The organism is Candidatus Paceibacterota bacterium, from assembly GCA_028714275.1.
Lineage (GTDB): Bacteria > Patescibacteriota > Minisyncoccia > Phycocordibacterales > CAINVO01 > CAINVO01.
The window spans coordinates 1-14,334 of the sequence record JAQTMP010000018.1; the positions used below are offsets into that span (position 1 = coordinate 1).

13 protein-coding genes are annotated in these 14,334 nt (G+C 44.9%); 10 read left to right on the forward strand and 3 right to left on the reverse strand.

Features of this window, described 5'->3' with window-relative positions; translation table 11 throughout:
• Positions 1-90: 90 nt before the first annotated feature.
• The 3 genes from PHF79_02205 (at position 91) to PHF79_02215 (ending at position 1,751) form a co-directional block, all read left to right on the forward strand.
• Positions 91-1,197: a hypothetical protein gene (locus PHF79_02205; protein MDD5318611.1), complete on the forward strand. Its 1,107-nt coding sequence runs from the start codon at positions 91-93 to the stop codon at positions 1,195-1,197.
• Between the two features lie 124 nt (positions 1,198-1,321).
• Entirely contained in the window at positions 1,322-1,534 is a 213-nt protein-coding gene (locus tag PHF79_02210; protein MDD5318612.1) for a DUF4258 domain-containing protein, read from the forward strand.
• Positions 1,535-1,547: 13 nt separating this feature from the next.
• Complete coding sequence (locus tag PHF79_02215; GenBank protein MDD5318613.1) at positions 1,548-1,751, forward strand: DUF2283 domain-containing protein; 204 nt, start codon at positions 1,548-1,550, stop codon at positions 1,749-1,751.
• Between the two features lie 7 nt (positions 1,752-1,758).
• On the opposite strand, the gene thrS is transcribed toward PHF79_02215, so the two are convergent.
• The gene (thrS, locus tag PHF79_02220; GenBank protein ID MDD5318614.1) at positions 1,759-3,534 is read right to left on the reverse strand and encodes a threonine--tRNA ligase; all 1,776 of its coding nucleotides are present in this window, start codon (positions 3,532-3,534) and stop codon (positions 1,759-1,761) included.
• A gap of 70 nt (positions 3,535-3,604) precedes the next feature.
• Positions 3,605-6,895, reverse strand: coding sequence for a DNA polymerase III subunit alpha (dnaE, locus tag PHF79_02225; GenBank protein MDD5318615.1), 3,291 nt, complete (start codon positions 6,893-6,895; stop codon positions 3,605-3,607).
• 18 nt (positions 6,896-6,913) lie between these two features.
• Here dnaE and PHF79_02230 point away from each other — a divergent pair, with 18 nt between their 5' ends.
• The 6 genes from PHF79_02230 to PHF79_02255 all read left to right on the forward strand — a co-directional run bounded on the left by PHF79_02230 (position 6,914) and on the right by PHF79_02255 (position 11,409).
• A complete protein-coding gene (locus PHF79_02230; GenBank protein ID MDD5318616.1) occupies positions 6,914-7,558 on the forward strand; it encodes a ribonuclease HII in 645 nt (214 codons plus the stop codon).
• A 124-nt stretch (positions 7,559-7,682) separates the two neighbouring features.
• Positions 7,683-8,327, forward strand: coding sequence for an NUDIX domain-containing protein (locus PHF79_02235; protein MDD5318617.1), 645 nt, complete (start codon positions 7,683-7,685; stop codon positions 8,325-8,327).
• Between the two features lie 111 nt (positions 8,328-8,438).
• Positions 8,439-8,654, forward strand: a complete 216-nt coding sequence (gene rpmF / locus PHF79_02240; protein MDD5318618.1) for a 50S ribosomal protein L32 — start codon at positions 8,439-8,441, stop codon at positions 8,652-8,654.
• Positions 8,655-8,738: 84 nt separating this feature from the next.
• Positions 8,739-9,650 carry a transcription antitermination factor NusB gene (nusB, locus tag PHF79_02245; GenBank protein MDD5318619.1) on the forward strand — a complete coding sequence of 304 codons (912 nt, stop codon included), beginning with the start codon at positions 8,739-8,741 and terminating at the stop codon, positions 9,648-9,650.
• Between the two features lie 24 nt (positions 9,651-9,674).
• Positions 9,675-10,361, forward strand: coding sequence for a ribonuclease III (rnc, locus tag PHF79_02250; GenBank protein MDD5318620.1), 687 nt, complete (start codon positions 9,675-9,677; stop codon positions 10,359-10,361).
• A 37-nt stretch (positions 10,362-10,398) separates the two neighbouring features.
• Complete coding sequence (locus PHF79_02255) at positions 10,399-11,409, forward strand: hypothetical protein (protein ID MDD5318621.1); 1,011 nt, start codon at positions 10,399-10,401, stop codon at positions 11,407-11,409.
• A 68-nt stretch (positions 11,410-11,477) separates the two neighbouring features.
• Here PHF79_02255 and PHF79_02260 read toward each other — a convergent pair whose 3' ends face one another.
• On the reverse strand, positions 11,478-11,741 hold the full coding sequence (locus tag PHF79_02260) for a hypothetical protein (GenBank protein MDD5318622.1): 264 nt from the start codon (positions 11,739-11,741) through the stop codon (positions 11,478-11,480).
• A 104-nt stretch (positions 11,742-11,845) separates the two neighbouring features.
• Here PHF79_02260 and PHF79_02265 point away from each other — a divergent pair, with 104 nt between their 5' ends.
• Positions 11,846-14,194 carry an AAA family ATPase gene (locus tag PHF79_02265; protein MDD5318623.1) on the forward strand — a complete coding sequence of 783 codons (2,349 nt, stop codon included), beginning with the start codon at positions 11,846-11,848 and terminating at the stop codon, positions 14,192-14,194.
• The last annotated feature ends 140 nt before the right edge of the window (positions 14,195-14,334 follow it).

Sequence of the window (14,334 nt, forward strand, 5' to 3'; positions counted from 1 at the left end):
GGGGTGATTCCAAGGTATTGAACCATGACGTGCCCTTGACTTTTTATAATAGATAGTATATAATGTACCTAATCAATTAAATAGAATTGTATGACCAATAAAATCACAAAAATTTCAATAGTTCTTCTGGCGGTACTGACCGTGTTTTTTGTGACTGGAAAAAATGTGGCCTATGCTGGCGGTGAGGAGTTTGATAGCGGATTTTCTGCCATCGACTATACACAGACCGATACAGGTTTTTCAGCCAATGACTACACCCTTCCATCTTCTTATGACTATTATCCTACTGACAACTACACTCTGCCAGCTTCTTATGACTACTATCCTTCATACGACTACAGTACGCCAGCGACTTGTGGCAGCTATTGTGGTGACTATTCATACGGTGGCTATGGCTACACTTACACTCCATCGTACTCTTCATGTGGCAGCTCTTGTGGTGGCGGGTATGGCGGCGGGTTTTCTTATGTTTCAAATAAATCTAGCAGCCTAAGCAACTACACAAGCAGCGTCTACGCTCCTGTGACTACCACTTATACCAATAATTCTGTTTCCACTGTAGACAATCACAGTATCAATGACAGCTACAACAACATTGTCTTCAATGGCGGTAATTCAAACCCTTACCCTGTCTACAATAATATTAGCGTGTATTGCACCGGTTCATATTCAAACGCTTACAACTATAATTACAACAATAATTACAACTACAATAATAATCCTGTAATCACTTGGACAGCCTACGCTACTGGTGGAAATGGCGGCAACTATTCCTACAGCTGGACTGGCAGCAATGGTCTGACTGGCTATGGTCAAACTGTCACTGGCTACTACAATAGCTATACCAACAACGGATACCAAACAGCGACAGTCACTGTGAACTCAAATGGCCAGACGGTGAGTGCAAGCTGCAACGTCAACATGCCGGTAGCTTACAATACTGCTGGGGTGACCGTCACTCGTGATACTAGCCTCGGTACTCCAGTGGCTGGCGTCTTCCTAAACCAAGTGCCAGCGACAGGTATTAGTTTCAATCTCAAAGTCGCTCTCTTTATTCTCAGTCTTGTCCTTTGGAGTATGTTTGCTGCCTACATTGTCATGCGAAAGAAGCAGTCACCTGTGGGGGCTACAAACAATATGAGTCTAGCTTCACGCTTTAAACTCGAGAATATGAAGAAGCGGGGGATCGTTGCCTAAATAAAAATAAAAACAAACACTTTCCGGAGCACACATAATTAAAGGCTCCGTCAAGTGTTTGTTTTTATTTTTTAGTTAGGAAACTTTCGGTGTTTCTTTATCATACATATGAAATGCTTGGTGAATGAAGATTGAGTTTAGTCATCATGTCATTGAAAGACTACATCAGAGAGGTATTCCTTTAAATGACATTATTCAAACCATCAAATTTCCTGATTGGTATGAAGAAGCAAAAGGGGGTAAAATAATGTGTAATAAAGTGATAAATGAGGCGTCATTAACAGTAATATATGCTATAACAAAAAGTGGTATAGAAATAATCGCAGCCTACTATTAAAGAAATAATAAATATGAGATTTACATACGATAAAAAAGTGAAATGCGGCTATCTATATTTTAAGGAAGATAAGGCGGCCAAGACTCTAAAGTTTAGTCGATTTTTGAATGTAGATTTAAATAAAAAGGGACACCTAGTTGGAGTAGAATTTTTGCATATTTCACTCCCAGCTTTTTTAGTTTCGAGTTTTATTTCTAAAACCACATCTGGTTTTTAGGTCAGTTTTAATTTTTATTTTTGATTTCTTCAGTCAGTTTTGCGACGAGAGCGGCGAGGGTGAGCGAGCCGAGGTTGCCATGATCGCGACTTTCGAGAGTGGCTTCGCCCGAGGCGAGCTCTTTGTCGCCAATGACAAGTGAGTAGGGAACTTTTTCAATTTTACCAACGCGGATTTTTTTACCCAGACTTTCATGACTTTCGTCGAGCTCGGCACGTAGGCCTTCAGCCTTTAATTTTTCAAAAATTTCTCGTGCGTAGGCGTGATGAGTGTCAGTAATTGGAAGCACGCGGACTTGGACAGGCGCGAGCCAGAGAGGGAAAGCCCCGGCGTAGTGCTCGATCATCACGCCCATAAAACGTTCAAGTGAACCAGAGATAGCCCGATGGATAACGACAGGTCTTTCTTTTTCACCCTTTTCATTCACAAAAGCTAAATCAAAGCGTTCGGGTAAATTGAAATCACACTGGATGGTAGCGAGTTGCCATTCGCGCCCGATGGCGTCCTTAAACATAAAGTCGAGTTTTGGTCCATAAAAAGCGGCCTCACCTTTGGCTGGTTTGTATGGGAGCTTTTCAGCTTCACAGACATCGGCAAGGGCTTTCTCGGCAATATTCCAGACCCCATCTGACCCAAGGTATTGAGTTTTGTCATCGCCGCGGAGTGAAAGGCGGACCCAATAACCATCCATCATCCCCATGGTGGTGTAAAATTGTTTGATTATCTCAATAATTGTTTTAGCTTCGCCTGCGATTTGAGTAGATCGACAGAAAAGGTGACCGTCATCCTGAGTGATGGCGCGCACCCGGGTGAGTCCGCCGAGCTGACCGGATTTTTCATCACGATAGACGGTGGCCGGTTCAAAATATCTTACTGGCATGTCCCGGTAGGAAAATTGATTGTCAGCAAAAATCTGCATATGGTGAGGGCAGTTCATGGGCTTCATGATAAATTTTTCTTCCTTGCCTTGCACGCGGAAAAGCTCGTCGCCGAATTTAGCCGCATGTCCAGAGGTGACGTAAAGAGCTTCTTTGGCAATGTGGGGTGTCCAGACTCGGCTATAGCCTTTGTCTTTGTGGAGGTCCCAAAGATAATCTTCAATTTCTTTGCGAATGATCATGCCTTTTGGTTGCATGAGGGGCAGGCCAGAACCGATGAGGTCCGAAACGGTAAAAAGCTTGAGCTCTTTGCCAAGCTTGCGGTGGTCTCTTTTTTTGGCTTCTTCTTGCTGGTGTTTATAGGCAGTGAGCTCTTCGGGTGTTTCAAAAGCTAAGCCGTAAATGCGCGTGAGCATTTTGTTTTTTTCATCGCCGCGCCAGTAGGCCCCGGCTATGCGAGAAAGCTCGAAGGCGTCAGTGTTTATCTCTTTGGCATTTTCGATATGGCCACCGCGACAAAGGTCGGTAAAGGAGGTTGCACCAGCCCCAGAGGTGTAGAGGGTGATTTTTTCACCCTTACCTATAATCTCATCTATAAGTTCAAGTTTGTAGGGATTATTTTTAAAAATGGCTCGAGCTTCTTCTGCGGCCACTTCTTTTTCATCAAAAGTTGACCAGCCGTTGAGAATTTTCTTCATTTTCTTTTCGATTTCCTTTAGATCCTTGTCTGAGATGGAAACTGTGGGAGCAAATTCGAAATCATAATAAAAACCATTGTCCACCGCCGGGCCAATGGTATTTTTTGTGTCCGGATATAAATCAAGCACCGCTGCCGCCAAAAGGTGGGCTAAAGAATGGCGGAGGGCGGGGAGTTCGTTTTCGCTTTTCTCAGTATTATTTTTCATGGCTTAAATCATAGCATATCTTGATATTTTTGTATTTCACAGGACCTTGCGGCATGTCTTTTCCTATGATTTACTCCAACACCTTGACGCTCTCCACCGCTAGGCTTTTTTCGCCGTTGCGTTCGGAGACTTTGGCCTTGAGGGCCACGCATTTTTCCGTGACAAAAGCATTTCGAAACTCGGCATAGGTACGCGGAAAGACTACGACTTCCATAGTGCCGGTAAAATCTGAAATTTTGAGAAACATCATGCGCGACTGATCTTTTTTGGTCAGGATTTCACGAGCTTCCTCGATAATCCCTCCGACCACTACGATTTTGCCATCACTGAGCCCTGGACCAATACCCCCAAGTGTTTCGCCTTTGATTTTAGCAATAGTGGTGACGTTGGTATCCGGTTTTTCAAAAACTGCGCGGTATTTGTCGAGGGGGTGGCCGGAAATATAAAGACCGAGCAGCTCTTTTTCCCAGACGAGCTTTTCTGCAGGAGTGGCGTTGGGAGCTTCTTTCAAACGGAGTGAAGGAAGACTCTCATGCAGGCCCGCACTTGCAAAAAGGGAATCCTGGTTGGCCGGCGTGCGGTGGGTTTCTTTATTGTATTCGAGCAAGTCTTCGATATTGCCAAGCATCACGCCGCGGTCACCGAAAGCATCCATAGCGCCGGCCTTGATCAAGGCTTCAAGAGATTTTTTATTGAGATTTCTATCTTTGATGCGATTGAGAAAATCCTCAAGTGAAATAAAAGGCCCGCCCCGCTTGCGTACTTCGATAATTGTTTTGCCTATGCCTTCCCCAAAATTTTTGATTGTTAAAAGTCCGAAACGGATTTTTTCGCCGGCGGTTTTTTCTTGGGCCATTTTTTCGGTGTCATTGATGTCACTGGCGTCTTTGACGACCGTGAAGTCGCTAAAACTTTCATTGATGTCTGGAGGCAGCACGGGTATTTTCATCCGTTTACATTCGGCGATAAAAGTGCCGATTTTTTCGACATCCCCAGCGTCGGCAGTCAGCACTGCGGCCATATAGACAGCGGGGAAGTGGGCTTTCATATAAGCGGTCTGATACGACACTAGGCCGTAGCTGGCGGCGTGAGCTTTGTTGAAACCATAGCCCTGAAAGGGCTCGAAAAGTTTCCAAATAGCCTCGGCTGCTTTCGGTGTCATGGCGCTGTGCTCGATACAGCCTTTGACGAAAATCTCGTGCTGCTTAGCCATTTCTTCGGGGATTTTTTTACCTACGGCCTTGCGGAATTTATCCACCGTTTCCCAATTGTAGCCTGCGAGCTCGAGCGCGGTGTACAGCAAATCATCCTGATAAACGAGCAGGCCGAAAGTCCGCTCCAGAAACTTTTTCATTTTTGGGTGGTAGTAAGTGGTGCGTTTTTCGCCGTGTTTGCGCGCAATATATTCTTGGATAGTATCCATCGGTCCTGGACGATAGAGAGCGACCATCACGTTGATGTCGTGAATAGTGGTTGGCTTGAGATCTGTCAAAGCCTTGGTCATACCCGAGCCGTTGAGCTGAAAGACGCCTTCAGTCTCTCCGCGCGCTAGCATTTCAAAAGTTTTTTTATCATCCAAAGGAATATGTTCGAGGTCCACATCGATCCCTTCGATTTTTTTGACCAGAGAGACGGCTTCAGCGAGAATGGAAAGGTTTTTAATTCCGAGAAAATCGAATTTCAAAAGGCCGACGTTGTTTTCATCCACAGAATACATGTCATATTGAGTGATAATCTTTTCTTCGCCTTTAGTGTCGTATTGCAGCGGCACGAGGTTGCTGAGAGGCACGGGAGAAATCACCACCCCAGCGGCATGGACCGAAATATGACGAGCACAGCCCTCAATTTTTTTGGCCATATCAATGATTTCGCGAGCTTCTTTTTCATTGTCATAAGCTTTCTGCAGCTCGGGCGTGATCTCAAGGGCTTTGTCGAGGGTCATGGGAAAGCCTTGTGAACCCATCGGTATCATTTTGGAGAGACGATCGCCGAGAGCATAGGGGTAACCAAGCGCACGAGTAACATCGCGCACTGACCCACGAGCCATCATGGTACCAAAAGTTCCGATTTGGGCGACTTTATCTTTACCGTATTTTTGGCGAGCGTATTCAATCATTTCATCCCGTCTGTCGTCGGCAAAATCCATGTCGATGTCGGGAGCGGATGGACGGAGAGGATTGAGGAAGCGCTCAAAAGGAAGCATAAATTCAATCGGGTTGATATTGGTGATATAGGCCAGATAAGTGACCATCGAACCAGCCACCGAACCTCGAATATTGGTAAGGATGCCATGTTCATGAGCGTAACGGAGCAAGTCGGCCACCACCAGAAAATACGGTGCATACCCTTTATCTTTAATAATGCCAAGCTCGTATTCGACGCGATCGGTCACCTCTTTGGTGTGCTCAATACCGCGTTTTATGATGCCTTCAAATACAATACCGCGGAGGACGTCGTCAGCATTTTGGCCCTCAGGCAATTCAAATTTTGGAAAAAGCCATTTGCCGAGCACGAGTTTTAGATCACACTTGGCGACAATTTTTTGGCAGTTATCAAGAGCATCAGGGATGTCTGAAAAATACTTTTCAGCAGTGGGCTGGTCGATAAAAGAAAAATCTGCTTCGTCATCACCGAAGCCTCCACGCCCCGCACCACCGCCAAACTCGTTTTGGATCGAGACCATAGTGTCGCGAGCTTTGCGATCTTCTGGGTCGATGTAATAAACATCATGAGCAGCCACGAGCTGGGTCTCAGTCTCGCGCGCTAGCGAAATGATTTTTTGCATATTTTCTTGGTGCCCTTGAATTTCGGGATGGTGGGTGATTTCGAGGTAAAAATCGGAATCGTCATTTGTGGAACCGGCAAAGATTTTTTTGTACCCCAAAATAAGCTCTCGCGCTTTGCCGAGATCTTGACCAGCCACCGCCTTGGCAATATCTCCGCTGAAAGAAGGGGAGATGCAGATCAACCCTTCATGATATTTTTCGATAAGCTCTTGGTCGATACGGGGTCTGTAGTAGAAACCTTCAAGGTTGGAAGCAGTCACCAGCTTAATAAGATTTTTGTAGCCTGTGACATTTTTAGCCAGCAAGACGAGACGATGACGATGGCTGTCTATACGGCCTTCTTTGTCGTGGCGCGTCCGGGCCGCGGTGTAAAAATCCACGCCGATGATCGGCTTGATTTCTTTTTTCTGGCACTCTTTATAAAACTCGATGGCACCGTAGAGGTTGCCGTTGTCAGTCAAAGCTAGAGCATGCATACCATCTTTTTTGGCTTGTTTGACCAGGTCAGGGATTTTCGGCAAAGCATTGAGTAGACTGTAGTGACTGTGAGTATGGAGATGGACGAATTTCGACATAAGGCTATTATACAGGGGATGAAGCCAAAACAAAAAAGGGCTAAAAAAATCGTGAAAAAAGCTGCGAAGCTTTCTCAGGAGTTTTTGATTGGTATAGATGAAGTGGGCCGCGGGCCCTTGGCAGGTCCAGTCACGGTCTGTGCGGTGGCAGTGCAGGCCGGTTTTGATTTTTCGGTCTTGCGCGAGCTAGGTTTGCGGGACAGTAAAAAAATGAAGGCTAGTGATAGGGAAAATATAGTAAGTGTGGCCAAAAAGCTAGAAGTTTATTTTTATATTTCACATGTGTCGGCTCAGACCATCGATAAAATAGGCATTGTTCCGTCTATCAGGCATGCTCTCAAAAATTCTTTAGAAAAAGTTTTAGGAAAATTGAACCTAGAATTTAAAACAAAAAATAAATTAAAAATATTGCTCGATGGGGGACTCAAAGCTCCCACCCATTTTAAAAATCAAAAAACCATCATTCGCGGAGATGACAGTCAGCCTATTATTTCGCTGGCTTCGGTCTTGGCCAAGGTAAACCGAGACAAAAAGATGCAATTGTTAGCCAAAAAATATCCGAAATATGGCTTCGAAAAGCATAAGGGCTATGGCACCAAGGCTCATTATATGGCTCTAAATAAGCACGGAAAGACTCCAATCCATCGTTTGACTTTTATATAGGTATGTGATATTATTGTCTCAGATCAGTAAAGGCTTTATTCGCACTCCATTTGGAGTGCGGGCCTTTGAAAACAATTAAAAAAGCGACCGAAGGTGTCGCTCCCTTGAAAGGAGGGTTTCATTTATGGCTAAGAAAACAGCCAGCGGTGCTCACTTGAGCAAATACGCGGCAAAAAAAGCTGCTCAGGCGACGCAGGTCGCCGGGGTATCTCAACAGCCAGTGGACGTGGTTGGGCAAGACATTGCTCACACGTCCTCATCGACACCGACGACAGCGTCCCGGTCCGACAAAGACCACGCCTGCTTCTCGATCCTCATCGAAAAGCGCCCCGACATCGGGTGGGCGGTGGCCTCGGTCATCGATCTCCGCTTCAACAAGCGCGATCAGATTTGTGAAGTGAAATTCTTCGGGGGGACAAACCGTGAAGCTTTGTGGGAGAACAAAGAGCAGACCCTTCTTCGGGAATCCGAGGAGGAGGGTAAAATCAAGCCCACAAAATTTACCATGGTGTACGAGGAATTTCTCCCATCGAGGAAGGTCGATCAGCGGGACCATATCAAGTACTTCTTCTTGATTGAAGGGTACGAGGGATCCTTCCTCGAGCGCGAGTTTGAAGATCGGGACATGGTGCACATTTTGGCCAAGTGGATCCCGATCAAACAGTTCGCGGCGATGGTATTCAGAAACCATCGCCAGGCATTCAACATGGCGACTCTCCACCTGAGCCGCACCAATCCGGAGTTTCACACAGACAATCCGGATCTGTGAAAAGACAAGAAAGTCTGTAAAGTCCGTCGGGAGGTTCCAATCCTCCCGCCGGGCTTTTTCATTTGCCTTTTCCACTATGTCGTGCTAAATTGTAGCCCTATGGTAAATCATATGCGTCACAATAGAGGTCAGACTGGCAGCCGCCGGTCACACCACGCCATCAAAGGCGCTGGAGTCATCCTCTGTGAAAAATGCGGCCAGCCTCGTCAAAAGCATATTATGTGCATGCAGTGCGGTACTTACAAAGGCAAGGTTATTCTCGACGTAGTGGCCAAAGCTCAGAAAAAAGCCGACAAGAAGAAGGCCTTGGCAGCAGAGGCAAGATAGACAGTAAAGGAAAGATAGGAGATAATGTAAGTGATGCAGATGAGTAGGGTATAGTCAGGTTTGGTTTTCGTTCTTTTTTAAAAAATGGCAAATAGGCACCTTTCACGATCAATCGCTCTCCAATCACTCTTTGAGTGGGATTTTTGTGGTTTGGAGGACTCTGCCATCGAAGAAATTTTTACGCGTAATGCAAACGAGTTCGCTCCCGGTATGGGAGATTTTTCATTTATGAAAAGCTTGGTGGACAACATCATCAAAAAGCGTCCAGAGCTCGACACCATCATAGAAAAAGCAGCGCCCGAATGGCCGCTCGACAAGATTGCGGTAGCCGACAGAAATATTTTACGTATTGGTCTCTACGAGCTGCTTTTCGCGGATAAAAAGGAGGTGCCAGCCAAAGTGGCCATCAACGAGGCTATCGAACTCGCCAAAACTTTCGGCGGCGAGACTTCTGGAAAATTTGTCAACGGCGTGCTCGGTGCCGTCTACAAAGAAATGGGCGAGCCGGGTAAAGATGAAGTCTCGACCAAGAAAAAATTTCGCAAAGATATACCGTACGAAGAGATGCCTATTGAAGTACTCGGAGGGGCGGTGGTCTATGCCCGCGATGGAGAGATGATTTATTTAGCTTTGGTGCATGATGTCTTTGGGCACTGGACCCTTTCAAAAGGTAGACTCGAGGTGGGTGAAGATGTTAAGACTGGAACAATGCGAGAAATCAAAGAAGAGATCGGTCTGGATATTGTTTTGCAAGATGAATTGGCCAAAAACGAATACATAGCCACTCATCCAGAAAAAGGCAAGCTTCGCAAACAGGTCACCTACTTTTTGGGAGAGGCAAAATACGTCGAACTCAAACTCGAATCGTCTGGGGGCCTCGATGATGCCAAATGGTTCAATCTCCAGGAGATCCTTGACCTTAATTTTTATAATGATATTCTGCCGATAGTGACGAAGGCCATCAATATCCTTCTCGCCAAAAAACCCGCAAAATAGGCCCAATTTACTGATTAAATAGCTATGGAATTCAAAGCCTTTCAAAAAAATATAGGGACAACCTTTAAAGATGAGGGACTGCTCAAGCAGGCCTTTATTCATCGTTCTTATTTAAATGAAAATAAAAACTTAAAGCTGGAGCACAATGAACGCTTGGAATTTTTGGGGGACGCCGTGCTTGAGCTAGTGGTGACTGATTATCTTTTCAAAAAATATCCAACCAAGCCGGAAGGTGAACTGACCGCTTTTCGTTCGGCTTTAGTGAATGCCAATACTTTGGCGGCTGCCGCCGAAAAAATTAGAATGAACGATTTTTTGCTTCTTTCAAAAGGAGAAGCCAAAGATACGGGGCGCGCGCGGCTGTACATCCTTGCCAATACGTTTGAGGCCTTGATCGGGGCGGTCTATTTGGATCAGGGCTACGATGCCGCGCGCGACTTTATCGGACGCCAACTTTTTGATTTGATTGACGACATTGTTGAGAAGCGTCTCTTTGTCGATGCTAAGAGTTTTTTCCAGGAACAAGCCCAGGAAAAAATGGGAGCCACCCCAGCCTACAAAACTATTCGCGAAACTGGCCCCGATCACAACAAGCAGTTTACCGTCGGGGTTTTTGTCAATAATGAAAAAATCGTAGAGGGTCTAGGAAAATCTAAACAAGAAGCCGAGCAAGATGCCGCTCAAAAAGCACTCAAGAAGATGGCGTGGTAGAGAAGTCCAGTTTTTTAAAATATGGTACTATTTAGAGATGGAAAAAATACCAGGGTTTCGTATTGTCGGAGGGGCTTCAGAGGAAGAAAAACAAAAAACCAGGACCGAAATCGAGTCACATCTTGTAGATCATATTGCAACCTTGCCTGAGCATGGGAGAAAAGAATTAGAAAAATTGGAATATCCAAAAACAGAAACAGAGGTAAAACTGATAGAGTTTGCTAATGATGAAACAAGTAGATTGAGAGAAGCCTGTGGTTTAGAGGTCTATGATATTCCTTTAGATAATTATCACATTGTTCCTCCGGAGGTATATAAAAAAATTAGTGAGGAGGGTCAGGGTATTGCATTTACCAATTTTGGAAAACAAATAATAGCAATTAATGCCTTTAATTTACGTAGCAACCCCGTTCATTTTGGATCATCCATCCTGCACGAAACCCTTCATTTAAAAGGGCATCTCACTTTTGAAGTAGAAAAGTTAGGTGAAAAAATAAAACAGACCCCTTTTAGAGAGGGTGTTACTGTTTTTCCAGCCCAGAAAAAAGGTTTAAATAGAGAGTATCATGAGCATTTTAGTGGTTTGCATGAGGCAATCGTATCTGAACAAGAAAAAAAATCATTTTCACATATGATGGACCTGCCAATCCTTAAGGAAGAAAAAGACAGATTAAATTCTGCCGAAGCTAAAGAATTAAAAGAAAAAATATCAAAAGAAAGAAAAGTTCCGATTGATGATATCGTCTGGGTCAATCAAAAAGGCGATGACTATGAAGCGGTTGTTTATAGGATGCAACGCAAAGTTTTGAGTTTTATTTGCGAAGAAATTCAAAAGGAATTTCCAGAGGAGTATGAAAATGCTGAACAAGTTTTTAAAGAGTTTCTTAAAGCTCATTTTACTGGGAGGTTACTACCAATTGCTAGATTAGTAGAAAAAACCTTTGGTGAAGGTGGGTTTAGAATGCTTGGAAATATGGGCACAGATAGAGCTAGTGGGGTGCTTTGTTATGAGAGTATGAGAAAGGCGCGACTGAGAGCAATAAAATAAAAAAATTTACAAAAAAACCCTGCAACAAGAACACACGTTGCAAGGTTTTTAATAAAAGGAGATTTCAATCAAGCGGCAATGACACGGAACAAGCTCCCACACATCCAGGTGCGGATGCCCTTTGGGTGGGGGATATCAAGTTCCACATCCACAGTGCTTTGTCCGCAGAGACAGCGACCGGTGGAAAGCACTTGAAAATGATCCCTTTTTGCCAGTCTGGTCAATGCTTGGAAGTAGCTATCCTTCATGGCCTTTTCACTTAGTTCCACTGTGTTTCCTTGTAGGATTGGATGCCGCCAGCCTTTCTTTACAGTTTCAATTTCTTGGCTCATAGGTGTAAGCAATTTTTTCTTTCACCAAGATAACATACATATTTCAAATAGAAAAGGGATGAAAAATAACTAAAAATCTGCTAATATTTAACGATACTACCGACATGTATCTAACCTCCCTCGAAATCTCGGGTTTCAAATCGTTTGCCAAAAAAGACGCTCTGCGTTTTACTTCACCTATTTCTGCCATTGTCGGACCCAATGGCTCAGGTAAATCCAATATAGCCGAGGCTTTTCGTTTTGTCCTAGGTGAGCAGTCCATCAAATCCTTGCGAGGAAAAAAGGGCGAGGATCTTATTTTTAACGGAGCAGGCGAAGGTGGGCGGGCCAATCGTGCGGGAGTGAAAGTCACTTTTGACAATACCAAGCGCATGCTCAACATTGATTTTGATGAAGTCGTCATCGAACGCGTGGTGCATCGAGACGGGGTCAATGAATATTTGATCAATGGCAGTGCGGTGCGTCTCAAAGATATTATCGAGCTTTTGGCCGGTGCCCATATTGGGGCTTCGGGACACCATATTATTTCTCAAGGAGAGGCGGACAAAATGCTCAATGCGTCGATCCGGGATCGACGCATCATGATAGAAGACGCTCTTGGTCTAAAGCTTTATCAATATAAAAAAGAAGAAAGCCTCCGAAAGCTTGAGAAAACTCGCGAAAATATTAAAGACGTCGAGTCCCTGCGTCGCGAGCTCGCTCCGCATATTAAATTTTTAAAAAAGCAGGTAGAAAAAATCGAACGGGCTCTGGCGCTCAAGCTTGAGCTAGTCACTTTGTCCAAGGAATATTTGCGGCGTGAGGATGCCTATATTACCCGAGAAAAAGGGGTCATTGCTGATGAAAAGGAGGCTCCACATCGTGAGCTGGCCGAGCTTGCCAAGGAGCTTGAGATTTTGAAAAAAACTATCGCTGAGACGGCGGCTTCGACTCAGGGTTCGCGCAGTCCGGAGCTTATTGTCCTTGAACAGCAAATTCAAAAAGTCCGTGGGGCTAAAGATGAAGCAACCCGAGAGCTTGGTCGGATCGAAGGAGAAATTTCCTATCTAAAAAGATCTATTGCCAAGCGCAACGATGACAGGGCGCGGGAGAGCAACCGGACTGTCTATTTGAGAGAAGTAGAAAATTTGTCTGAGGATGTGTCGGAAAAGCTGGCTGAAATCGAGAAGGGCATCGGGGAGGGGCAGGATGCTGGGACTTTGCGCGGTTTGGTGGCACGGGTACGCCAACTCGTCACGGACTTTATTACCCATCACCGTGAACAGGATGTTGTTTCAGCTGAGGATCAAGAATTTGAAAGCGATTTGGAAAAGCTGAATCAGGAGCGGGGTGAAATAGAAGCCAAGATAGTCTCAATAAAAAATGAAGAGCAGGCGGCGGCTAAAAACTACGAAGTCATCAAGCAAGAAATTGAACGTGGAAAAGACAAAAATGTCGAGGCCGAGAAGGCGATTTTAAAAATAATGGGGAGACAAAGTGAGCTTTACGCTATCGTGCAAACTCTCAAGTCGCGTGAAGAAAAAGTAAAGGTAGAAGAGGAGGATTTTAAACGTGAACTGGAAGAAACCGTCATGCTAGCTGGCAGGGAAGCGATAAACTATGAAAGAGTTGATTTGTCAGATCAAAATCAGACAGAAGTTATTTTTAATGAAGAAAGGGGATTGCAGGTAGAGAGACGTCGAGCGTTGGAGAAGATTAAAATTCGTCTTGAAGAGGCGGGCGTAGGGAGCACAGACGAGGTGATGAAGGAATATACAGAGGCTGAAGAGCGAGACGCCTTTTTGACCCGTGAGCTTGGTGACCTTATTCACTCCGCCAGCTCGCTTGAAGATTTGATCAAAGAATTGGTCGAAAAATTGGATACAGAATTTCGGACGGGAGTGGCAAAAATAAATGATCAGTTTAATAATTTTTTCAATTTGATGTTTGGCGGTGGGCACGCCTCCTTGTCAGTGGTCAAAGAAAAGAAGCGCGCTCGCCGGAACTCGCGCGCCATCGGATCTGAGGACCAGGATGATCCTGACAACCCCGACCTCTCAGGCGAAGACGAAGATTTGTTGGAAAATATTTCAAATTCAGAAGAAGAGGAAGAAACCGAAGAAGGTGTCGACATTGAGGTCTCGTTGCCCCGCAAAAAAATCAAAGGACTAGTGATGCTTTCAGGAGGAGAACGCGCTCTCACTTCTATCGCTCTGCTCTTTGCTATTTCTCAGGTCAACCCTCCGCCTTTTATTATTTTGGATGAAACAGATGCCGCGCTTGATGAAGCCAACTCTCGCAAATATGGAGATATGATCGAAAACCTAGCCAAATATTCTCAGCTCATCCTGATTACCCACAATCGCGAGACCATGTCGCGTGCGGGCAGTATTTTTGGAGTGACTATGGGTAAAGAGGGAGCTTCCAAATTGCTTTCTATTGCTTTTGATGAGGCAGTAGCGGTGGCAAAATAAAAGCGAATAGGCCCTTAATCTGACACCACATATGCGACTTTAGTAGAATTGGGGAATGAGACATTCAATACGAAAGATACTGCAAACATTAAAAGGATGTAACGGAAGTTGTACAAGAGCAGCAAGGAAGTTAGGAATAC